The sequence below is a fragment of the Mesorhizobium sp. B2-4-2 genome (assembly GCF_006442845.1).
Classification (GTDB): Bacteria; Pseudomonadota; Alphaproteobacteria; order Rhizobiales; family Rhizobiaceae; genus Mesorhizobium.
Genome location: NZ_VFVM01000013.1, coordinates 33,895 through 55,006, shown reverse-complemented (window position 1 = coordinate 55,006; position 21,112 = coordinate 33,895). Strand labels below are relative to the sequence as shown.

Genomic DNA, 21,112 nt, shown 5'->3' with positions numbered 1-21,112 from the left:
GCAATACGCCTGCCAAAGTGGACAATCGCTGGGGTGGTTGAATAGCCGATTGCTGCTGCGCCGCGCCGATTTGATCGACCCATATAGCGTGCGAACGGCCGTCCCTCAGCCGGCTTGCAGTCGCCTAGCCGTCTTCCGCGAAGTGGGTGCGAATTTCCGAGCGCGCGAGCCGCTCTGGAAGTTTGCGATCGGTGGTGGAACCAATTTCTCGGACTTACGTTGCAAATAGCTATTTGCGGCTCTGCCGCGATATCGGGAACTGAGCAGTGGGACTGTCTTGGCAACAAGGTCCTCTCTCGACGGGAGCCATCGGTCGGTTTCTCGTCCCCGAAGCGTTGCCCAAAAGAATGTTATATGTGGAACGGCTGCGCCGGCGCATGCGCGTATTGTTTGGCGGGGTTTGGGTTGCCGAAAGCGAGGACGTTCTCCTACTGTTTGAACCCGCCCGCTACCCGGTAGCTTATTTTCCGGAGTCCGACATTTCAGCACATGTGTTGGAGCGGACAGAGAAGATCACCCAACATCCTGATCTTGGGTCTACTTCATGGTACACTGTCCGGGTAGGCGAGCAACACGTGGCCGCCAGAGGAGCGTGGCAACACACGAAGCTCCCTGCCCATGCAACAGAACTCCAGGGACGATTGGCGTTCGCATGGCGCGCCATGGATGCCTTCTATGAAGAAGACGAACGAATCCTGGGTCATGCTGCCGACCCATACCATCGCATAGATATTCGACAGAGTTCTCGTCACCTCGTGGTCCGCTACAACGACCGCGTCGTTGCGGATACCAGGCATCCATTGGGCCTGTACGAATCCGGGTTCGCTCCACGCTGGTATGTCCCTCGTGATGACATCCACGAGTCCTCCCTCACAGCGGTAAAGCTTCAGACGTTCTGTCCCTACAAAGGGCTCTGCAGCTATTATTCTATTGGCGACGCTCGTCAGGCGGCATGGTCCTACACCGACGCCTATCCCGAAGTCCGCCGCATTGCCAACCTTGTGTCGTTTGAGCCGGACATAGTTTCGGTCTTCCTCGACGACGTTCAGCTTCATCTCGAGCCTGGCCAGACGGTCGTCCCTCACGGTCCTGATCGAAATCTCGATGTGGCCGAGTTGGAGCGGGCACCTGGTGGAGGCCCCGAAATGATTGCCGGGGGCTAGCTACCGGTCGCGATTAAACGGAGCGGAGCATGGCGCGACTATTGTCCGTGAACGTGGGGCTTCCGCGCAACATCTCTTGGAATGACCGCACAGTATACACCGGCATTTTCAAAAACCCGGTAGCCGGACGTTGTCGCGTTGGCCGATTGAATTTGGACGGCGACGGTCAGGGCGACCTCGCTGGGCACGGGGGCGAGCAGCGGGCCGTCTTCGTCTATCAAATCGCATCATATCGCTACTGGCAGAAGCACCTGAACAGAACCGACTTCGTCTATGGTCAGTTCGGCGAAAACTTCACGGTCGAGGGCTTGCCAGACGATGCAGTTTGCATCGGAGATCGATTTCGTATTGGAGGCGCGCTTTTCGAGGTCACTCAACCTCGCGTCACATGCTACCGGGTTGGCATCCGCATGGACGAGCCCCGAATGCCGGCATTGCTGACTTCCAGCGGCCGGCCAGGATTCTACTTCCGAGTTCTGCAAGAAGGCGAGGTAGGAGCGGGCGACGAAATCCTCAAGGTGGGCGAAGCGAATGAACGGGTAACCGTCGCTGAGCTGAATGCACTGCTTTATTCACCGGAACATCCCCGCGTCGAATTGGAGCGCGCGGCGCGGATCAAAGCGCTTTCGCCAGGATGGCGGGGTTCTTTTGAGGCTTTGCTGCGCAGCCAATCGACCGGCGTAGAGAGCGGCAATGCCGGGCTCGCTCCGCCAGCCGCGTTACACCCTGCTGCTCCCGGATTTCAGCCGCTCGCGGTGGCTGATCTAGAGCAGGAGTCCGTGGACGTCGTCTCTCTGTCGATGCGGCATCCCGATGGAAAGCCGCTCCCGCCCGCTCTACCTGGTCAATATATCGTGCTGCGCCTTCGCCCGACCCGTTCCAGTGCTGCGCTATTTCGCAGCTACTCGCTCTCGGGCCCACTCTCGGAAGAGCGCTACAGAATCAGCGTCAAGATCGAACCGCACGGGACGGCCGGCCTTTTTCTGCGGGATCATGTGCGGATAGGCGATCTTGTCGACGTAAGCTCGCCGCGCGGAAGCTTTATATTGCAGCCTGGGCAGAGCCCCGTGGTACTGCTCAGCGCAGGCATCGGCGCGACACCTCTTCTGGCAATACTATACGCGCTGGCGGCAGCCCGGGACACGCGGCAGGTCCTCTGGCTATACGCGGCTCGCGACAGACGGCACCATCCTTTTGCAGCCGAAGTCCGCCGTCTGATGGCCAGTCTCCCCCATGGTCGCAGTTATGTCTGCTATAGCAGGCCAGACCCGGTCGACAGACTCGGCGTCGATTTTGATGCAACCGGCCACCTATCACCATTGGTCTTCAATAGTGTCAGTATCCCGCAGGACGCGGACGTCTATCTCTGCGGACCTGTCGACTTCATGGCAGACATGAAAGAGGCGCTAGCCGCATCGGGCGTCGCCCCGGATCGCGTTCGTATCGAGATCTTCAACGGGAGCGAGCCGCTGAACCCCGGTGTTGTTGCCAGCGAGCGGCGCGCGCCACATCTGCCGGAAGGCGACACCGATGCCGGTCCGCTGGTCTCCTTCGCTCGAAGTGGTGTAGCCGCCCATTGGAACCCTTCAGTGTACCGGAGCATTCTGGAGCTGGCAGAGGCCTGTGACGTTCCCTCCCGGTGGTCATGCCGAACCGGTGTTTGTCACAACTGCGAAAGTGGGTTGATATCAGGCGCGATCGCCTATGAGCCTGAACCGCTTGAAAGGCCGGCCGACGGCAACCTTCTCATTTGCTGCTCGCAACCGACCCGTGATCTAGTCATCGATTTGTAAGCTAATCGAAGGGGACGGACTATGAAGTCTGGCACAGCCGCGTTCGGAATATTATCGCTTGAGGTTGTCACACTGCCGATAAGCGATATCGATCGTGCGCTCCGGTTTTATGTGGACCGGGTCGGCTTTGCGCTCGATGTCGACTATGCGCCGAACACCACCTTCCGTGTGGTCCAGCTCACGCCGCCTGGCTCCCACTGCTCAATACAATTCGGCAAAGGCGTTACGGACGCGCCCGCAGGGTCGCTTCGCAACATCTATCTTGTCGTTACGGATATTGAGACTGCGCGAAGCCGGTTGCTCGAACGCGGAGTCGCAGTCAGCGAACTCAAGCACAAGGCTCCGATCGACGGCTGGGGTGGGGCGTTCGCCCCAGGTTTCGACCCCAACCACCGAGACTATGCCAGCTTCGCGGGCTTCTCGGATCCAGATGGCAACACTTGGGTGCTGCAGGAACGGGGACACCCTGATGTGTGATGCGCGAGCAGCGCTGTGAAATCGCAAAAACGCTGCGGAGTTAGGCCTACTTTTGTCAGTTTCGCCGCGTTTCAGCCATTGGCGGTTCGGGATTCAAATAGCCGAGCAGACAGCAGATGCAGAGAGCCAAGCCCACAAGGGGGTACTTCAGCGCAATCATTGCAGCCACGCCGAAGAGGGCCAAGGTCGTAAAGGATCGGACGCGCATGAGCCTGCGTACTTTGGGCGAAATCTTGACGCTGCTTCGCCGATCGAGCAACTCCCAGATCAGCCCGATGTAGGTTGCATTCACCAGAGAGAAGGCGGCTGCGTAAAAGGCTACGGGCTGCGGCTCGAGTTCGCTCACCGCCATCCAAGCAGTGGATAGCGGAGCAGTGAGATCGAAAACAAATGCGCGAAATTGAACCACATGAAGTGCGGTGTCGTCTCGCGAGCGTAGCGCATGAGGTAGTGGTGATTGGCCCAGACGATGGCGATGAAGATGTAACTCACAGCGTAACTCAGCCACGTCGGCCACAGGGATAGCAACGCAACGAAAGTCGGCTGACCGGGTGGTCTCAACTCCAGCACCAGCACGGTGATGAGAACGGCGAATACGCCATCAGAGAACATGCTCAGTCGTTTCTAGAGTCGCAGGGCAAGATATTTGCGTCAATTGGCTGTCGACTTACCTATCTCGGCTCGGAGTTCCGGCATTCAGGGTCTTGCGAGATAGCGTCTTCCCGTGCCACTCAAACCAAGCGCCAATCGGGAAGGCAATGAAGATCGATGATCCGCTCGGATCCGGCTCACATCTCTGCCGCCATGAACGCAGACGAAAACGACCACTTTCGGGAACGTTTGAAAGTTTGCTGAATGGCGGGAAAGAGGCGCATAGCAGCCGTCCAACAAACGCGCATTCGCCTTGCGCCGACCTCAAGCTTGAAGGGCACCGCCTCAGCCCCCCACTCCTTCACCGCCCGCTCATAGAGGGGGCTCGACGAAGAATGATAGAGCACCGGCAGCGGATCGATCAGCGCGCCTGCCATTCATAGACGTTCGGGCGCTCGGTAAGCGCGCCAACCGGCACGTCTTGTTTTCGCCTGCCACATCCGCTTCCGAGCTGCTTCGCGTTTCTTTTCACAGTTGAGCACTTCCCGCGCGTTGTCTAACGCAGAAGCGGGAAGTCTCTGTCTCTCCCGCACTTACGCCTTGGCGGCGTGCTGTGCAGCCGCGAACACATCGCGTGCGGACGTCGTACCGGCTACGTGCTCCGTACTCGCGGCGCCGAGGTCCATCCATCCCGCGTTCACGGCCTCGAACATTTCTTCGGCAGGTCCGGAGCGGCCCTTGGGGATGCCGAATTGCTCGAAGGCTTCCGCCCAGCCTGCACGCGGGATTGCAAAGGCTTTCACGTCGCGATTGAGGACTTCACCCAGCTGTCCCGCGACGTCATCGGCGGTGACCATCGAACCAACCTCGATGACGCGCTGGCCCGACCACGCCGGCCCGGTCAAAAGGGTTGCGACCTCCGCGCCTATGTCGTTTGTCGCGACCATGGTCGATTTCCGGTTTGTCGGATTGTAGTAGACCGGTAGCGTTCCGCCCTGCGCGACCTGCAAGCCGTAGAGGAAGTTTTCGAAGAACCCGCCGGCGCGCACAAATGCCATTGGCGATTTCAGGTCGCGAAGACCTTGCTCCAGAAGCGACAGGGCCGTGATCACCCCGTGCCCGCTGGCTCGGTTCGCGCCCATCGACGAAAGCGCGACCACGCGCGGCGGCGCTGCCTTGGTGAGCGCCTCGACATAGTTTGCAATCACGCCCTTTGCTTCTTTGTAATCGGGCGAGGGCGCCCAGACAGGGGGCAACATGACGAACGCGCCTTCGACGCCTCCGAGCGCTTGCTCGATGGCTGCCGGATCATTCCAATCGCCCTCCACCAGCTCCACGCCCTTGTTCGCCCAATTGGCCGCCTTCTCGCGATTGCGGACGAGCGCGCGTATATCCTTGCGGTGCGCCAACAGATGTTCTGCCGTTGCGCCGCCAACTTTTCCCGTGATTCCCATGACTAGAAACATGTGTTTTCTCCTGATGTCGGGGGACAGGGTACTGCCCCGGTTGGTTCAATGGATGAGTGGTAGAATGGCCCGGACTCGGGGATCGCGCAGATAGAGGCCGCCCCACGCCAGCGCGCCCAGAAGCAGGGAAATGATCTCCGGCGGCGATCCCAACTCACCAATGCGGACGTGGGCGCAGATGGCACCGCCCAGAAAGCCCGTCACCAGGATCGCGCCTAGGACGGCGGTGGCCGGAATGGCGTAGAGGATGGCGCAGGCGAGTATGATCGGCCCCATGACACGGGTCAGGTCCATCGCGAACCCGGTTTCCTGCAACATGCCCGCGATCTGTGTCGGCGCGAAAAGCTGAATGGTGCCGTCTGCCACCAGAGCGATAACGACAAACGCGCTCATGATCCGGCCGGCCCACAGGGCGCGATGCAAGGTCACGGTTTCGGCTGCCTGACGCGGGTTCATGGTTTCGGACACTTGTCGTTCTCCGATGGGGAGATCCCATATCCGAAACTTACTGTGCCTCCTGAGTGTGATAAACACCGAGAAAATGAACCAACTGTTCTCTTCTTGGAAAACAATACGAGGCACGAAATGCAGAATCTCGAGCACGTCCTCATTTTTATAACGGTAGCGGAAATGGGCAGCTTCACCCGCGCGGCCGATAGCCTGGGCATCCAGAAGGGGAGGGCCTCGACGGCGGTCCGGAAGCTGGAAGAAGACGTCGGTGCCAGGCTCCTGCACCGCACGACGCGCAGCGTGCGCCTGACGGAGGACGGGCGCGCGTTTCATGCCCGTGCCCGCGATCTGCTGGCTGAAGTCGATGATCTGCACTCGATGTTCGCCGGCGATCGCGTGGCGCTTCGCGGGCGCTTACGGGTCGATCTTCCGACCGAAGTGGCGCGCACGACGATCGTGCCGGCCTTGCCGGAGTTCATGGCGGCTCACCCCGAGTTGGAGCTGGAGGTGTCGAGTACCGACCGGCAAGTCGATCTGGTTCAAGAGGGGTTTGACTGCGTCTTGCGACTTGGTCCCATCGGAGACGAGACGCTGATTGCCCGCCCGCTGGGCCTGTTGCGCATGGTCAACGCCGCCAGTGCCGCTTATCTGGCGCGCTATGGCGTCCCTCGGTCGCTGGACGACCTCCAGCGCCAGGAACATCGGACAATTCATTTTTCGACGATGCTGGGCGCGAGACCGCATGGATGGGAATATCCGGACGGCGACGGCTACGCGACGCTTCAGTTGCCAGGCGCGCTACACGTCAACAGCGCGCAGACCTACGACGCTGCCGCCGTCGCCGGCCTTGGCCTGATTCAAGCGCCACTCCTGGGGATTGGCCAATACTTGAAGAGTGGAGCGCTGGTGGAGATCATGCCCGATTTGCGTCGCCGGGCGATCCCCGTGTCCTTCGTCGTAGCACATCGCGGCAATCTCTCGCGCCGCGTCCGCGCATTCATGAAATGGATCGAAGATGTACTGGCGCCGTATCTCGAATAGCGGGACGAACATCTTCGTCCCGCCCGAAATTGCCATCCTGAGTATGTCTGCCGGTCGGCGGTCGCGGGCCAACAGAATGCGACACTGAAAACAACCGGGTTCGACATGAGATCTCGCTGCTCGCAGCCTATCCGGAGCCGCCCGTCTGGACGAAATCGAGGAGAGAGGAACCGTCCTCTCTCCCCCAAGTCCTCACGGGCGAACACGGATGACCGTTTTCCCCGCGCGTCGTTCGGTCGAGTTGAAGGCGGCGATCGCCTCGTCGAGGGTCGCGACTTTGCCGATGTTTGTCCGCAGCCGTCCGTCCCGCACCCGCTGGACGATTTCGCTCAGTTGGGCACGATCGGACTCGACGACGAAGTCGACCGCCAGGCCATCCACGGGCCGCGTCTCGGCCGGGCCGACGACGGTCACGAGCGTGCCTCCGGCTCGGATCAGGCCCGCGGACCGCTTCTGGATGTCGCCGCCGATGACATCGAACACCAGATCGACGCCGCGCACGTCTTCCAGGGTGTCGTTCTCGAGGTCGACGAATTCATTCGCACCGAAGTCGAGCGCCTTCTGGCGGTCGGCAGGGCGGCCCGTGCCAATGATGTAGGCACCGGCCTCTCGTGCGAGCTGCGTCACCATCGACCCAACGGCGCCGGCCGCACCATGCGCAAGGACGCTCTGCCCCGCCTGAAGACGGCCGTGCTGAAACAGTCCCTGCCACGCGGTCAGGCCCGAGATCGGCAGGCTAGCGCCCACCGTGAAGTCGACATCGCCCGGCAGTGGCGCGAGGTTGCGGGCCTCGATGGCGATATACTCCGTCAGGGTGCCGTCGCGATACCAATCGGCGAGGCCGAACACCCGCTGGCCTACCGAGAGCCCGGTCGTGCCATAGCCGAGGGCGGTGACCACTCCGGCCAGTTCGTGCCCGGGGATCGATGGCGTCCGGTCGCGATCGACGCGATCGGTCCAGGTCGAGGGCCACGTCAGCTCGGTCGGGACGAACCCCGACGCATGAATCTCGACGACGACATCGTTTATCGCCGCCTGCGGCTCGGGCCGCTGCACCAACTTCATCCCGGCCGTTCCTGCAGCCTGGTCCGTCACTACGATCGCTTTCATGGGAATTGTCTCCTCAGACATTTGTTGGTTCGGGGTAATTTACGGGCGTGGAAGGACTTTTCGATCTCTCACGCAATCAGCCATTGGCGCGGCGCCTTCCACGAGAGCGGCAGTTCTTGCCATCCCTGTCTCCGCAAGATCTGGAGTTGCCGGGGATTATGCAAAGTCCAGGACATCGGCCACCGGCATGCGCGGCTTCTGCGGCCAGTTGCCGGCTCGCTCCGGCCCGACGGTCAGCAGCATGACCGGCACTTCGTCTTCGGCCAGGCCGAACTCGCGGTGCACGGCCTCGGCGTCGAAACCGATCATCGGCGTCGAACCCAGGCCCAGCGACCGGGCCGTGTAGATGATCGCCGCGGTGCCAAAGGTCGCGGAGCGTACCGCCTCGTCGCGCTGGCGCCGCGGCTGATCGTCATACAAACCGCGAGCGGGGATCTCCCATTCCGGCACCAGGTGCGCCGGCATGATGCCGGCCTCCACCACGGGCGCCAGGCGGGCTGGGACGGTGCTGGCATCGGCCAGCCTGCCGATGATGATGAAGGTCACGGCCGCATCGGTGATCGCCGGCTGGTTCCAGGCGATCGGGCGCAGCCGTGCCTTGGCTTCCGGCGAGCGTACGGCGATGAAGCGCCAGTTCTGCAGGTGGAAGGAGGTTGGCGCGGACGTGCCGATACGCACCAGGTCGCGGATTTGGTCGTCGCTCAGGCTGGCAGTGGGATCGTAGTACTTGGCGGCGCTGCGGCTCAGGATCGTTTCGATGACGGCATTCGTCGCGAAAGCGTTTTCGCTCTTCCCGGTTTGCGCGAAGATCTGCGCGGCTACGCGGGTTGCTGGTCCGGTGGTGGCGAGGCAGTTCATTGGATGGCTCCCTTATCAAGTGATTGCGGAGCCTAATCTACGGGGAGGGGTGATTATTTCGAGACTGAATCAGCTCAATATAATGCGCGAAAGGATCAACTGTGCCTTCCCAATTCCGAACCGCGCATCTTACTCGCCCTTGTGCACCAGTCGCCGCCACTCCCCCGGCGTCATCCCCATCCTCTCGGCGAAGACACGCCGGAATGCCGAGACGGATTGATACCCGACGGTCTCGGCCACGGCCTCGGTGCTGATCGCCGGCTTCTTCAACTCGTTGGCGGCCAGGCTCATGCGAAGATCGGTCAACAAATCGAGGGCGGAGCGACCCAGCTTGTCCTGGAACTGGCGCATGAACGTAGCGCGCGACATCCCGCACAAATCGGCCAGATCGGGCAGTTTCCAAGGCCGTGCCGCATCGGCGAACATCGCGGAAATGGCTGGAGCAAGCCGTGGATTGCCGGCCAGGGCCAACAAGCCTTCGGGGGCTTTCCCGGATTGGCTCGCCGCGCGCAGTACCAGTGTGAACAGGGCCGAAGAAAGCGCGTTGAGAATGGCGCGTCCTCCGGCTCTGTCACCGGCGGACTCCATTCGCATCAGCGTCACCAGACCGGCCAGTTGGCTGGAGGCGGAGCCGATGCCGTTTTCTTCATCGCCGTCCATGGACCGCGCCACCAGATCCGCAGGCAGGTAGTTGCGGACCAGCCGATCATGGGGCGGTGCGATAAAAAATCGCCCACACAGCAGATCCAGCTGCTCGCCCCGGCCATCATTCTCGCTCAGCATCCATCCGGCAGCCCCCCGGCGTTGCTGGGTAGGGATCGGTATTTGCCCGCTGCCGTCGTGCAGCACATGCGCCGCGCCGTGAGGCAGCAGCACAATATCCCCGCTCACCAGCTCCCTTGCTGCTCTCGTGTCCGGATCCTCCAAAATGGCCCGGCCCCTGACGATGACATGGTAGGGAATTTCGTTTGCGGCAGCCTTGCTCCAGGCAATGCGCCACGGCGCACCGTAGGCGCAGCGGACCTCGAGCTGGCCGGTAACGGTGATGATTTGCAAGAGATGGCTGAGCCAGTCCACTTCAGACATTGGACCTCGAAAACCGGAAATGGTGAAGCATCTTATCGCAATTGTGCACTGGTTCTATCTGTCGCTCACATTTCCAAACCCGGCTACGCTCGCGCCTGGATCGCGAGCGAGCCACCGAGCGCCGCACGATCGGAACAGGGGGCCTGTATCAGGCGCCGCGGCCAAGTGCAGTTTCTTTCGCCTTTCAAAACGGATGCACGACCCAACCGCGCAGGCTATATTGTCGCATCGGGCCGACGTCATCGAAGGGGAGGGCATGACATGCAGGCAATGCCGATAGCGCACCACGTCGCGCAACCCGAGGTCGTGCCCTCCGTGACCGGCTATCCGGCCGCCGTCCTGTGCTGGCTGCTTTCGGCTGGCGTCTATATCGCGGCCAAATGGGTGGCGCCTGAAATGCCACCCTGGGGCCTCTGCTTCTGGCGGCTGACGCTTGCCTGCGCCATCCTGCTGCCGATCGTGCACCGTCATCACGACGCGATGATCGGACTGTTGCGAACGCGCGTCGTGGAGGTCGTCGCGGTGGGGGCGATCGGCCTCACCCTGTGCCAAGGTATGATCTACCATGGCCTCAACGACACCGACGCCACCACGGCCGGCATCATCATGGCGCTGTCGCCTGTCATGACGATGGTGCTCGCCCGTTTCGTGCTTGGCGAGCCGCTCGGGCTGTGGAAGTCGCTAGGCGCGCTGGTTGCGCTAGCCGGGATGATTTTCATCGTTGCCCACGGGAACCTGACGGCGCTGCTGCAACTCAAGTTCAACGCCGGCGAGCTGTGGATCGTCGGCAGCGCGTTTTGCTGGGGCCTGTACACCGTGCTTTTGCGCCGTGCCAAATTCGGCATCGAACTCCTGCCGATGGTCGTGCTGCTGCTCGGCGCCGGTGCGCTGGTCGCCTTGCCGTTCCATGTGTGGGAATTGTTCAACGACGAACGCTCCGCCATGGACGTCCACAGCATTCTCGCGCTCGCCTATCTGGCCGGTCCGGGCGGCGCCTTGATGTACTATCTCTACAACAAAAGCGTGGAAACGCTCGGTGCGAGCCGAGCGAGCATGCTGCTCTACCTGCAGACGGTGTTCGTCGCTGTGTTAGCCTATCTGCTGCTCGGCGAGGGCTTGCACGATTACGATCTGGTCGGCGCGGCCTTCATTGTCACCGGCATCGTACTCGCCACCGTGGTCAAACCCAGGCCAGCTCAACCACGCGTGGCGTAGATAAATCGAAGGTCAGGGCGGTTCACTGTCGAAACAGGCGCGCAGCAAATGCAACCCTTCTTCGATGCGGGGCGTCGGAATGGCGCCATACCCCAGCATGATGCCGGCTCGCGGTATGGCGTTCACGGCGAACCGTGACAGGATCTGGACGGCGACGCTGCGATCGGCTGCGCGGCGGGCGACCTCGGCGATCCGGTCCGCTGACATTTTCCGGGCAAGAGCGGTGAGATGGAGCCCCGTTGTCGATGGGATGAGCTCGAGATGATCGGCAAAATCATTGGCGATGGCGTTCGCGATGATCTGGTGCCGTTCCCGGTAGATTGCGTTCACCCGACGGATGTGACGCGCAAAGGCGCCCTCATCGATGAAACGCGCGAGCGCTGCTTGCGCCGGGGTCGATGAATGCCAGTCGCTGACGAATTTCGCTTTGTGCACGGCCGCTCGCAGCGATGGCGGCGTCAATATGAAGCCCAGCCGAAGCGTCGGCAGCATTGTCTTCGAGAAGGAGCCGACGTAGATGACCCGGCCTTTTGCGTCGAGCGTCTGCAACGGCTCGAGGGGGCGGCCCCCGAAACGGAACTCGCTGTCGTAGTCGTCTTCGATGATGGCCGCGTTATTTCGCTCGGCCCAGGCCAGCAGCGCCTGCCGGCGCGGCAGCGTCATCGTGACCGAAAGCGGAAATTGATGAGACGGCGTGACATACACGGCTCGGACTCCGCGCGGTAGCGCATCAACGACCAGGCCCTGGCGATCCACCGGTACACCGACCACACGAATACCCAAGGCCTTGAACAAATGCCTCGGAGGACCGTAGCCCGGATCTTCAATGGCAATTGCATCGCCCGGTGCCAACAGGACGCGGGCCAGGACATCCAGTGCCTGCTGCGTACCGTTTGTGACAATGATGTCGTCCGCAGCCGCCCCGATCCCTCGGGAGATGCCTATGTGCCTGGCGATTGCGACCCTGAGATCGTGATGTCCGGCGGGATGCTCGTAAGTGCCGGCGGTCGCTTCGCTCGAACGCAGCGCCCAAACCACCGACCGCCGCCACGTCCCGTGCGGAAACAGCGAAGCATCGCAAAACCCGGCGTGAAAGTCGAACCGAACCGGCTCGAATGCGGGTGGTGGGGCTATCGCCTCCCAGATATGGCGTGGCTGGAGCACGCCGGTAGATCGGCGTCCGGTCTTTTCTCGCCCGGCCGGCACGACCAATTCGCTGATGAACGTCCCAGACCCCTGCCGGGATGTCACGAACCCTTCCGCGGCGAGCCGTTCATAAACCACGGTCACGGTGGCACGGGACACGGCAAGCGTCCGCGCCAGTTCGCGGCCGGGCGGCAGAGGATCGCCGGGCCGCAGCCGTCGATCCAGAACGGCGCGCCGTATCTGACGATAAATCTCGCCGCTGAGATTCTTGCGCCCGACCAGGCTTATGTGAAAGGCCGTCATTGTTCAGCAACTGGAATTGGTCTGACGCAGGCACTGGAATTCAGCCTGCCACCAGTCCTCCTGCGTCCTGCCGGCTTAGCGGCAGCGCCTTGCAAGTGTCGTCATGCCAAATTGAATTGGACTGGCCAAGAATCCATGAATTGGCACTTCTATCGGTCCTCTAGCCTCCTTACCATTGCTTCGGCGGCAAGGGAAGAAGCGGATGGCTGGCTATGGGAGGCTGAAATGCCTCGAGCGGAGACTCGAATCCATCACCCGTCGAGCATGCGACTACCTTGGTCTGTGCTGAAAACCACAGTCGCGGCCCTCAAGACTTGGCAATTATCCGTCTCAAGACGTCGGGCAATCGCGGATTTGTCCCCCGAGCTGTTGAGGGACATTCGGGCCCATGCCATCGATCTGCCGGACCACGGGGCCGATCCTACGCCGGTCGCCACGGCTGACCCTATTGCGCGCCATCGGCGCGGCCTTGCGAGCACAAGGCGGCCGCCGCGTGCTGGTGGACCATTCGATCGGCTGCATTTTCGAAACCCGCGCCGTCGAGACCACCGCGCGGCTCGAAGCTGCGAACCAACCGTCAACATTTGGGGAGAGTGCCATGCCCAACCATCAGCGCTCTGCTACGCGCACGACAACGCTTGCCCACCAGCCCGGTTCGATCCCGGGCGAGACAGGGCTGCGCGCGGCCGACCGACCAATCGTCACCACGCAAGAGCTTCCTTCCGCTGTCCCACTGATGGCGCTTTCGACCGGTTTCTGGGCCTTCAAGACTCTGGCCGCCGCGCACGAATTGGACCTCTTCAGCCGCCTTGCGAGCGGCGCCGCCATCACGGTTGCGGAGCTGGCGGAAGCGCTCGGCCTGCATCAACGACCGGCCGAGATGCTATTGACCGGCTGCGCTGCACTTGGGCTCCTGGAGAAAACGGGCGGCCGCTATCGCAACACGCCCTTAAGCGAAACCTATCTCGTGAAGGGTAAGCCGTATTACTTCGGTGGCTTCGTGCAGATGGCCGACAAGCGGCTCTATGCGGGCTGGGGAAGGCTCGCAGAGGCGCTGCGCACGAACCGGCCAACCACATGGGATCCGGCAGTGCAATCCTCGATGTTCGAGGGCGAGGATCCTACGATGCTGGCGCTTTTCTGGGAGGCGATGCATTCGCTTTCCACGATGACCGCGCGCAAGCTCGGCGAAGCCGTGGATCTCAGTCATTTCCGCCGCCTCCTGGACATCGGCGGCGGATCAGGCGCGTACGACATCGAGCTTTGCAAACAATATGGGGCACTGCGTGCGACCGTGTTTGACTTGCCGCATGTGGCCGCGATCGCCGCCGGAAAGATCGCCGAGGTCGGCTTGACCGACCGCATCGAGACCGCGGGCGGCAATTTCTTCGAACAGCTTCCCGGGGAACACGACGTGCATCTCCTGTCGATGATCATGCACGATTGGGACGAGGCGAAGAACCGCGCCCTGCTGCGCCGATCCTTCGAGGCTTTGCCAAGCGGCGGCGCGGTCGTCATCAGCGAGCTTCTCGTCAATGATGAAAAGACCGGCCCGGCGCCGGCCGCGCTGATGAGCCTCAACATGCTGATCGAGACGGAAGGACGAAACTACACCCCGGCCGAGTATTCGGCGTGGCTCGAGGAAGCCGGATTCAGGCACGTCGAGACGGTCTGGTTCGATGCTCCCGCCGCGAACGGCGCCGTGATCGGCCGCAAACCGTAAGGCGCAACGTAGAGCGGATCAGGTGCGCCGCAATCGGCTGGGCGAGCTGCGTAACGGCAGCCCCCGACGGGAGCACGACAAAGGTCGTAGGAGAAGCCAAGAACAAACCAAGGGAGAAAACCATGTTTCCAGCGTCAGTTCGTCTCGCATTGCTCACGGCCTCGGTCGTCGCCCTTCCATCATACGCCGCCATGGCCGACGACGCGCAGGTTGCGCGTGGCGAGTACCTGGTCACGATCGCCGGCTGCAACGACTGCCACACGCCCGGCTACTTCTTCGGCAAACCCGATATGTCGCGTTTTCTTGGCGGCTCGGATGTGGGCTTTGAGATACCTGGCGTCGGTGTCTTTCCCGGTCGAAACATCACACCCGACAAGGAGACCGGCATCGGCAGCTGGACCCCGGAGCAGATCGTCGCTGCGATCCAGACGGGCCAGCGGCCGGACGGCCGCACCCTGGCGCCGATTATGCCCTGGCCTGCTTTTGCGCATCTCACAGCGGACGATGCCATGGCCATCGCGGCGTTCCTGCAAAGCGTGAAGCCGGTAAGCAACAAGGTCCCGGGCCCGTTCAAGCCTGGCGACACGGTGTCGACATCCATGATGCGGATCATCCCGCCGGGCGGAACCGCTGCCGCTGCACCGAAATAGGCCGAAAACCGGCTTTCCACCGGACGTCGTGCTCGACGCCGCCCGGCGTTGTCCCGGAGCATGACCAAAATGGCATCCGCGCCGGCCTCGCCATTCGCGGTCAGTCCCACAGCCATTTCCACACGCGGAACTGACGGCGGCTGACGCCGCAATCGCGCATCAGCTGCTTCGTGCAAGCGCGCCGATGCTGTCGAGCAGCCGCTGTTGGTCGCCGACCCAAAACCAGTGGTCGTCACCGGCGATCTCGATGAACCGCGCGCCCGGGATCCCGGCGGCCAGGAGCCGCCCTGCCTCGACGCGCACGGCGCGGTCGCCGGACCGGTGCAGGACCACCGTCGGGGCCGAGACTTTTGCGAGCAGGGAACGGACATCGGTATCACGCAGCGCTTCGAGCAGACCCGCGACCGCGCCGGGGCTGGAGGCTGCCCTGAGCAATCCCGCCCACCAGGTCTCCGCCTGGCGGTCTCCGGTGAGGCTCGGGGCGAAGGTCTCGATTTCCGCCGGGCCGCCCCAGCCGGCGATCAGCCGCTGCTTCCACAGATCGTATTGCGCGGCGGTCAAGGCGAAGGGATAGTCCGACGCGCGGCTGCCTTTCGCGAGCGAGCCCCACAGGACAAGGCCGATGAGCCGATCCGGATGATCGATGGCGAAACGGACACAACCCGGCCCGCCTTCCGAGGCGCCGATGAGCAAGGCCCGGCTGCTGCCGGCCGCGTTCATGACTGCCAGAATATCCTGCGCTGTCGTTTCGACTGTGGCACGGACACCGACACGGTCGGAAAGTCCCATGCCGCGCCGGTCGAACAGGATCAGGCGGCCCAAGCGCGAAACCGCTGATATCCAGGCGCGGCAGCGTCTGTCTTCCCAGATACGCTCGACATGCGAAATGAAACCGGGAACAAGCACGATGTCCGTCGGTCCGCTGCCGACGATCTGATAGGCGAGATGGATGCCGTCCACTTCGACGTAGCGCGTCCTGGGCACGTCCAAAGTGACATCTTGAGTTGGCTCCCGCACCAGGGCAAGCGTGGCCGGGTCCGGCGCTACGCCGAGTTCGTCTCGTAACAGCCGGACACAGCTTTCGGCCTGGCGCTCGGCTGCCGCCCTGTCCCCGGCCGCCAGGTGGGCGCGGATCAGGTGACGGTGCGCACTTTCGCTCAAGGGGTCGAGTGCCGCCAGGCGCGTCGCATGCACGACCGCGCTGCGTGGTTCGCCGCCGGCGATCTTCGCTTCGATGGTACGCTCCAGCGTCTGCACCAGTCGGCTACGCAAGGCCTCGCGCCTGAAAAAGACCCATTCGTCGAATTCCGGACAATCCGGGAGTGAGAAGCCGCCGAGATAGTCGCCCTTATAGATGTCGGCCGCCTCGTCGAGAGGGCCGACATTGCAGGCATGCTCGAAAACCTTGGAGTCGAGCTCGACGAAAAGCGCCGGGTGTAGGCTGAGGCATGCCCCCGTGGCGGCGATGACCTCCGTGCCGAACGCGATGCGAATTTTATGCAGTGTGCGCCGAAGGCGTGCTCGTGCGGCTTCTTCGTCGGTTTCGGGCCACAGAAGCGTGGCGGCGACCTCGCGCGCCACGGGCCCGCCGGCCTCGGCGACATAGATGAGGAGCGCGGCCGCCTTGCGCAGGGCGAGTTCCACCGGCTGCCCGTTCAGACGGAACTCCGGAAACCCCAGAAGTCGGAACTCCAATCTTTCCATCGACCCGTACGCGGCCGAGCGGGGACGTTCAGGGGACGCCGGCCTTCTATCCATCCCACGACGTCGGGCCGATCGGGCCCGATCAGGAGACTCCTTGGAGCGAGAAATGTCACCGGTCAATACTCTCAGCCAGCATTGCACGTCCGAGGCCATTGCCGGGGGTGGCGTTCCCATCGGCGTCAAGAACGCAGGGAAAGGAGGCTGAGACATGTGCCAATCCTGTCTCTCCTGGTACGCACGCTGCATTGCTCCCTACCTCGTCCACGCCGGCTGTTCGGCAAACGTGTTCGCGCGCATGCGAAGGCGCATGATCCCGCGGGCGCAGGGGATTGTGGTCGAAGTCGGCTTCGGGTCCGGCTTGAACCTTCCCTATTACGACGCCGCCAAGGTGGAGCGGCTGGTCGGCATCGATCCCGACGGCACAATGCTTGGCCTGGCCGAACCGAAGATCCGTTCCCTGCCGTTCGACGTCGACTGCATCCGGGCCAGCGGCGAAAGGCTGCCCTTGATAGACGGCCTCGCCGACACGGTCGTCGTCACCTATGCCTTCTGCACCATTCCCGACCCTGACGCGGCGCTGACCGAGATCCGCCGCATATTGAAACCTATGGGCCGGCTGATCTTCATCGAGCACGGCCAGGCCGAGGGGCCGCGCGGCCGCAAGTGGCAGGAGCGGCTGAACAAGCCCTGGGGACAGATCGCCGGCGGCTGTCATCTCAACCGCCAACCGCTGCACTTGATCCGAGAGGCGGGCTTCCGCATCGTTGAAGAGGAGCGCGGGCGGTTCCCGCTGCCCTTCTGGCAATTGGGAAGCCACTACGCCGGCGTCGCGGTGCTCCGACAGGCGGACGAGTCGTTGCCGCAGGCCAGATCGTGCATTACCAGGTCCCCCGCACATCCGCTTCCGCGCGGAATTGCCGATGACGGTCGCCGGCATCCCGTTCCTGATGCGCGAGGCCACAGAAGATGGCGTGAGGGACAGCTTCTCGCACCGGAGTTACCCGACATTCAAACCGGGTGCATCCACGTCTCAGATGGGGCTTTGCAACCCTTCTGTTATCAGCGTTCCGATCATTGAATCATAAACCGCGAGCTGAACGGCAGGCTGGCTGCGCCGACGGCTTTCGGGCTGATGGTCACCCGCGCTGGCAACGCTTGGACAGCGGCAAATTCCCGGCCGATATCGGCGCACAAGGCCTTGGCGATTTTCTGCGGCGCATAGCTGGACAGGAGGACCGTCCTGAACTCGACAAACTGGGTCAGCGCCGAGATCGATGCCTTCAGGCGGTTTGAGCATTCCCCCAGCCATTCGGTGTAGGCCTCTCCAAGATCAGGCCACTCAGGGCTGCTGCTCCAGATGATTTCGGACGAGCGTCCGCGCATGGCCAGTTCGCTTTCCAGGCGCATGAGGCCATGATCGAAGCTGGCACTGGAGTTTCCCTTATAGATCTGGTGGTTGAGGATGAGCCTGCTCTGCAGCCTAGCTCCGAGATAGAAGAACAAATAGTCGTTCAGCGGCTTTGCGACGCCGAACATGCTCTCGCCGCCGGCCGCCGCGGTGATGTCGTTCTGGACGAAGACCGGCAGCTTGATCTGCTCTTCGATCTCGCTTTGCAAAGCCTTCAGGGACGTGCTCGATCCGTTGCCGGTTGCAGCCATGGCGTCGACCTCATCGGGAACGGCCAGCCCGATACCCGCGACCCGGCTGCGCGCCTCGACCGGCAGGCTCGTCATGGCTTGCCTGATCGTCGCAAGCAAATCGCTGCTTTGCGGAAACGGATTGGCTTCATCCGCGGGCAACTGCGTGTGGAAGCGCACGGTGCCGATGAAGTCGATGAGCGCGATGTCGATCCTGCGCCGGCTGAAGCCGACGCCGACCGCGTAGGCGCCTTCCGGGTTGAGTGAAAGCGGGATGGTGGGGGGCCCGACACGGCCGCGCTGCGCCTCGCCCTGCGAGACCAGCCCTTCCTGTTCGAGGGAGCGGACGATGACCGAGGCCGTCTGCGCCGACAGACCGGTCTTCTCGCCGATTTCCATCCGCGATATGCCCTCGTTCTGAAGCAGCAGCGACAGCACCAGACGCTCGTTGTAGCTGCGCACGCTCAACGCGTTCAGCCCGCTCGCACGATCGGCGATGCGCAAGGGATTGGGTGGTGCAAACCTCATGTCAGGCAAGGGTCGCCCCATCGGTAAGAGCGCATTGCCGGGCGGCGGTATGGTTGCTCATGTCGAGCGGCTCCAGCCGATCGCATCGACCGCGCGGGCGAGTGCGATGCCAAGCAGTCTGTGCGCTTCGGCATCGATGTGAAATCCGTCCGCTTCGCTGCAGGACACCACCGAGCCAGCATCGAAAAAGTGCAGTTCGAGCGAATCCGCCAGCACCTCGAACTCGAGCGCCAGCAGCCGCGATTTCTCCGGTGCGCCGGCGAAGATGGACTTCCACTCCTTGACGTCGTCCTGCATCGGCGGCGGTGCGACGATCATGATTTCGGGTGTGGTGCCGCCCGGACCGGGCGCCAGTTCCTTGATGTCGTAGACAAGGCAGCCGATGCCCATAGCCACTTCCGACGGCGGTTTGTTGAAGCGGATCTTGAGGTCATTGGTGCCGAGCATGATGATGACGAGGTCGAGCGTCGCATGGCTCTGCAGACAGGGGCGGAGATAGGTTCTACCGTTCTTGTGTGTCCCCTCGATCGGATCGTCGTGGACGGTGGTTCGACCGCTCAATCCTTCCTCGATGACATACCAGTCGGGGCCTAGCTGAGCGCGCAGTATCCCCGGCCAGCGCTCAGCCGGGCCATAGCGCTCGAGCGGCCCCTTGCCGGGGATCTGGCCGTGCGTGTTGGAGTCGCCGTAGCACAAGACTGATCGCATGATTTTCCCGCCGGGACTGACCGCGCGCCGGTGCAGGACGAGCGCTCTTCATGATGAATAGCGGAGTGGCGAAAGGCAAGCAACGGAATAGTCATTCAACATGACTAACTATTGACAGGTCAAACCCACTATGCTTCTAAAGTGCCCGGAGGAGTTCTCGACCGTCATCATTGTCCAGCCGAAATTGGGCCTCGACACACATGTGTTCGGGGGCGGGAGAATTGCGTGCATAGGTCGGTTCGCGACGACAAGCATGCATCGGGAGAGCGTCTCGCGGCCCGTGCGCGTCCGTACGGCCGGAGCAACCACAAGGAGGAGTTCAATGTTAGGATTGCTGAAAACCGTCGGGCTGGGGATGCTCGTTGTATCAGCGCTTGCCGTAACGTCCCTGGCGCACGCGGAAGATGTCAAGCTGATGGACGGCGTCGCGCCGCGCCCCGACGACACGCGCATGACCGAGGCCGGCGCATTCAAGAAGGATCCCCCTTGGGTCATCGGAATGAGCGACTTCGGCGTCAACGCCAACACCTGGACCGTGCAGGTCGCGCATGAGGCGGAAAATGCCGCGGCAAAGGACAAGCGCATCTCGAAGTTCATCCTCCTCGATGCCGGCTTCGATCAGAAGAAGCAGGTAGCCGATATCGAGGATCTGATCGCCCAGCATGTCGACGCGATCATCGTTCAGCCGGTGACCAGCACGTCGGCCAACGCCAGCATTGCCAAGGCGGTCGCCGCCGGCATCCCCGTCATCCTTCACACCGGCCGCATCGATTCCGATGCCTACACCACCGAAATCCAAGGGGGAGCCGAGCACTTCGGCAAGGTAATGGGCGACTGGCTGGTGAAGACCGTTGGCGACAACGGCAAGATCTGGGTCCTGCGCGGCCTTGCCGGCCACCCGGAAGACACCAACCGCTACAATGGGCTACTGGAATCGCTCAAGGGCACACATGTGCAGATCATCGCCGAGGAGCATGGCGACTGGCAGTATGACAAGGCCAAGAAGCTGTGCGAGACGCTCTATCTGAACAATCCGCAGGTCGACGGCATCTGGTCGTCCGGCGCCGACATGACGCGCGCCTGCGTCGATGTCTTCAAGCAGTTCGGCACGCCGATCCCGCCGATTTCGGGCGAGGGCAACAATGGCTATTTCGGCCAGTGGATCACGGATGGATTCAAGTCGATCTCTCCGGAATACAGCCCGGCCCAGGGTGCTGCCGGCGTGCGCGCCGCTGTAGCCCTGCTCGAGGGCAAGCAACTCTACAAGCGCTATGTCTACAACCCTGATGGCTGGGACAAGGACAAGGCCGCGAAATACTATCGCGACGACCTGACGGCCAATGTCTGGTGGCCGAGCGAACTCCCCGAAGACAAGCTCAAGGAATATTACGGCAAGAAGTGACACGCCGTGGCCGGCGGGGAGTGGACAAGCGTCCCCGCGGGCCCTTCCAGTGGTGAAGCG

Annotated in this window: 21 protein-coding genes; 9 read left to right on the top strand and 12 right to left on the bottom strand. The window is 62.4% G+C overall.

From position 1 onward, the window contains the following. The first annotated feature begins 347 nt into the window (after positions 1-347). Genes FJ942_RS24190 through FJ942_RS24180 form a run of 3 tightly spaced genes read left to right on the top strand, consistent with a single transcriptional unit; the run spans position 348 to position 3,433 of the window. Positions 348-1,163, top strand: coding sequence for a DUF427 domain-containing protein (locus FJ942_RS24190; RefSeq protein ID WP_246679892.1), 816 nt, complete (start codon positions 348-350; stop codon positions 1,161-1,163). A 29-nt stretch (positions 1,164-1,192) separates the two neighbouring features. Continuing rightward, entirely contained in the window at positions 1,193-2,956 is a 1,764-nt protein-coding gene (locus tag FJ942_RS24185; protein WP_140566477.1) for an MOSC and FAD-binding oxidoreductase domain-containing protein, read from the top strand. A gap of 21 nt (positions 2,957-2,977) precedes the next feature. Further along, on the top strand, positions 2,978-3,433 hold the full coding sequence (locus FJ942_RS24180) for a VOC family protein (RefSeq protein WP_140566480.1): 456 nt from the start codon (positions 2,978-2,980) through the stop codon (positions 3,431-3,433). 55 nt (positions 3,434-3,488) lie between these two features. On the opposite strand, the gene FJ942_RS28955 is transcribed toward FJ942_RS24180, so the two are convergent. The 5 genes from FJ942_RS28955 to FJ942_RS24160 form a co-directional block, all read right to left on the bottom strand. Continuing rightward, entirely contained in the window at positions 3,489-3,779 is a 291-nt protein-coding gene (locus FJ942_RS28955; RefSeq protein ID WP_246679890.1) for a hypothetical protein, read from the bottom strand. Then, positions 3,776-4,045 carry a TMEM175 family protein gene (locus FJ942_RS28950; RefSeq protein WP_224705536.1) on the bottom strand — a complete coding sequence of 90 codons (270 nt, stop codon included), beginning with the start codon at positions 4,043-4,045 and terminating at the stop codon, positions 3,776-3,778. The genes FJ942_RS28955 and FJ942_RS28950 overlap by 4 nt, the downstream gene beginning before the upstream one ends. 176 nt (positions 4,046-4,221) lie before the next feature. Then, the gene (locus FJ942_RS24170) at positions 4,222-4,461 is read right to left on the bottom strand and encodes a hypothetical protein (RefSeq protein ID WP_140899179.1); all 240 of its coding nucleotides are present in this window, start codon (positions 4,459-4,461) and stop codon (positions 4,222-4,224) included. Positions 4,462-4,617: 156 nt separating this feature from the next. Next, positions 4,618-5,490 (bottom strand): NmrA family NAD(P)-binding protein, encoded by an 873-nt coding sequence (locus tag FJ942_RS24165; protein ID WP_140899176.1) that lies wholly within the window; start codon positions 5,488-5,490, stop codon positions 4,618-4,620. Between the two features lie 45 nt (positions 5,491-5,535). Further along, positions 5,536-5,958 carry a DoxX family protein gene (locus tag FJ942_RS24160; RefSeq protein WP_140899174.1) on the bottom strand — a complete coding sequence of 141 codons (423 nt, stop codon included), beginning with the start codon at positions 5,956-5,958 and terminating at the stop codon, positions 5,536-5,538. A gap of 117 nt (positions 5,959-6,075) precedes the next feature. Here FJ942_RS24160 and FJ942_RS24155 point away from each other — a divergent pair, with 117 nt between their 5' ends. Then, positions 6,076-6,981: a LysR family transcriptional regulator gene (locus FJ942_RS24155; protein ID WP_140899172.1), complete on the top strand. Its 906-nt coding sequence runs from the start codon at positions 6,076-6,078 to the stop codon at positions 6,979-6,981. A gap of 192 nt (positions 6,982-7,173) precedes the next feature. Here the strand turns inward: FJ942_RS24155 and FJ942_RS24150 are convergent, their stop codons facing one another. The 3 genes from FJ942_RS24150 to FJ942_RS24140 form a co-directional block, all read right to left on the bottom strand. Beyond that, positions 7,174-8,091, bottom strand: a complete 918-nt coding sequence (locus FJ942_RS24150) for an NADP-dependent oxidoreductase (protein ID WP_140899169.1) — start codon at positions 8,089-8,091, stop codon at positions 7,174-7,176. 156 nt (positions 8,092-8,247) lie between these two features. Next, entirely contained in the window at positions 8,248-8,949 is a 702-nt protein-coding gene (locus FJ942_RS24145) for a nitroreductase family protein (RefSeq protein WP_246679889.1), read from the bottom strand. Between the two features lie 129 nt (positions 8,950-9,078). Beyond that, complete coding sequence (locus FJ942_RS24140) at positions 9,079-10,035, bottom strand: AraC family transcriptional regulator (RefSeq protein WP_140899167.1); 957 nt, start codon at positions 10,033-10,035, stop codon at positions 9,079-9,081. Positions 10,036-10,296: 261 nt separating this feature from the next. Between FJ942_RS24140 and FJ942_RS24135 the strand changes: the two genes are divergently transcribed. After that, positions 10,297-11,250 carry an EamA family transporter gene (locus FJ942_RS24135; RefSeq protein WP_140557296.1) on the top strand — a complete coding sequence of 318 codons (954 nt, stop codon included), beginning with the start codon at positions 10,297-10,299 and terminating at the stop codon, positions 11,248-11,250. A 12-nt stretch (positions 11,251-11,262) separates the two neighbouring features. Here the strand turns inward: FJ942_RS24135 and FJ942_RS24130 are convergent, their stop codons facing one another. After that, a complete protein-coding gene (locus FJ942_RS24130) occupies positions 11,263-12,699 on the bottom strand; it encodes a PLP-dependent aminotransferase family protein (protein WP_140899165.1) in 1,437 nt (478 codons plus the stop codon). A gap of 448 nt (positions 12,700-13,147) precedes the next feature. Between FJ942_RS24130 and FJ942_RS24125 the strand changes: the two genes are divergently transcribed. Beyond that, positions 13,148-14,422, top strand: a complete 1,275-nt coding sequence (locus FJ942_RS24125; protein ID WP_246679888.1) for an acetylserotonin O-methyltransferase — start codon at positions 13,148-13,150, stop codon at positions 14,420-14,422. A 191-nt stretch (positions 14,423-14,613) separates the two neighbouring features. Continuing rightward, positions 14,614-15,072 (top strand): cytochrome c, encoded by a 459-nt coding sequence (locus FJ942_RS24120; protein WP_224660459.1) that lies wholly within the window; start codon positions 14,614-14,616, stop codon positions 15,070-15,072. 159 nt (positions 15,073-15,231) lie between these two features. On the opposite strand, the gene FJ942_RS24115 is transcribed toward FJ942_RS24120, so the two are convergent. Continuing rightward, on the bottom strand, positions 15,232-16,776 hold the full coding sequence (locus tag FJ942_RS24115) for an alpha/beta hydrolase (protein ID WP_140899161.1): 1,545 nt from the start codon (positions 16,774-16,776) through the stop codon (positions 15,232-15,234). A gap of 307 nt (positions 16,777-17,083) precedes the next feature. On the opposite strand from FJ942_RS24115, the gene FJ942_RS24110 reads away from it, so the two are divergent. Then, on the top strand, positions 17,084-17,854 hold the full coding sequence (locus FJ942_RS24110) for a class I SAM-dependent methyltransferase (protein WP_246679887.1): 771 nt from the start codon (positions 17,084-17,086) through the stop codon (positions 17,852-17,854). Here FJ942_RS24110 and FJ942_RS24105 read toward each other — a convergent pair. After that, positions 17,848-18,942, bottom strand: a complete 1,095-nt coding sequence (locus FJ942_RS24105; protein WP_140566492.1) for an ROK family transcriptional regulator — start codon at positions 18,940-18,942, stop codon at positions 17,848-17,850. The genes FJ942_RS24110 and FJ942_RS24105 overlap by 7 nt on opposite strands. 57 nt (positions 18,943-18,999) lie before the next feature. Further along, complete coding sequence (locus FJ942_RS24100; protein ID WP_140566495.1) at positions 19,000-19,650, bottom strand: SGNH/GDSL hydrolase family protein; 651 nt, start codon at positions 19,648-19,650, stop codon at positions 19,000-19,002. A gap of 322 nt (positions 19,651-19,972) precedes the next feature. Here FJ942_RS24100 and FJ942_RS24095 point away from each other — a divergent pair, with 322 nt between their 5' ends. Then, positions 19,973-21,052: a substrate-binding domain-containing protein gene (locus FJ942_RS24095; protein ID WP_140560417.1), complete on the top strand. Its 1,080-nt coding sequence runs from the start codon at positions 19,973-19,975 to the stop codon at positions 21,050-21,052. Positions 21,053-21,112 lie beyond the last annotated feature (60 nt).

Bases quoted from the DNA above. Each gene is read 5' to 3' on its own strand.
- FJ942_RS24190 (WP_246679892.1), top strand. From the start codon at position 348: ATGTTATATGTGGAACGGCTGCGCCGGCGCATGCGCGTATTGTTTGGC.
- FJ942_RS24185 (WP_140566477.1), top strand. From the start codon at position 1,193: ATGGCGCGACTATTGTCCGTGAACGTGGGGCTTCCGCGCAACATCTCT.
- FJ942_RS24180 (WP_140566480.1), top strand. From the start codon at position 2,978: ATGAAGTCTGGCACAGCCGCGTTCGGAATATTATCGCTTGAGGTTGTC.
- FJ942_RS28950 (WP_224705536.1), bottom strand. From the start codon at position 4,045: ATGTTCTCTGATGGCGTATTCGCCGTTCTCATCACCGTGCTGGTGCTG.
- FJ942_RS24170 (WP_140899179.1), bottom strand. From the start codon at position 4,461: ATGGCAGGCGCGCTGATCGATCCGCTGCCGGTGCTCTATCATTCTTCG.
- FJ942_RS24165 (WP_140899176.1), bottom strand. From the start codon at position 5,490: ATGTTTCTAGTCATGGGAATCACGGGAAAAGTTGGCGGCGCAACGGCA.
- FJ942_RS24155 (WP_140899172.1), top strand. From the start codon at position 6,076: ATGCAGAATCTCGAGCACGTCCTCATTTTTATAACGGTAGCGGAAATG.
- FJ942_RS24150 (WP_140899169.1), bottom strand. From the start codon at position 8,091: ATGAAAGCGATCGTAGTGACGGACCAGGCTGCAGGAACGGCCGGGATG.
- FJ942_RS24145 (WP_246679889.1), bottom strand. From the start codon at position 8,949: ATGAACTGCCTCGCCACCACCGGACCAGCAACCCGCGTAGCCGCGCAG.
- FJ942_RS24140 (WP_140899167.1), bottom strand. From the start codon at position 10,035: ATGTCTGAAGTGGACTGGCTCAGCCATCTCTTGCAAATCATCACCGTT.
- FJ942_RS24135 (WP_140557296.1), top strand. From the start codon at position 10,297: ATGCAGGCAATGCCGATAGCGCACCACGTCGCGCAACCCGAGGTCGTG.
- FJ942_RS24130 (WP_140899165.1), bottom strand. From the start codon at position 12,699: ATGACGGCCTTTCACATAAGCCTGGTCGGGCGCAAGAATCTCAGCGGC.
- FJ942_RS24120 (WP_224660459.1), top strand. From the start codon at position 14,614: ATGGCCGACGACGCGCAGGTTGCGCGTGGCGAGTACCTGGTCACGATC.
- FJ942_RS24115 (WP_140899161.1), bottom strand. From the start codon at position 16,776: ATGGAAAGATTGGAGTTCCGACTTCTGGGGTTTCCGGAGTTCCGTCTG.
- FJ942_RS24110 (WP_246679887.1), top strand. From the start codon at position 17,084: ATGATCCCGCGGGCGCAGGGGATTGTGGTCGAAGTCGGCTTCGGGTCC.
- FJ942_RS24105 (WP_140566492.1), bottom strand. From the start codon at position 18,942: ATGAGGTTTGCACCACCCAATCCCTTGCGCATCGCCGATCGTGCGAGC.
- FJ942_RS24100 (WP_140566495.1), bottom strand. From the start codon at position 19,650: ATGCGATCAGTCTTGTGCTACGGCGACTCCAACACGCACGGCCAGATC.
- FJ942_RS24095 (WP_140560417.1), top strand. From the start codon at position 19,973: ATGTTAGGATTGCTGAAAACCGTCGGGCTGGGGATGCTCGTTGTATCA.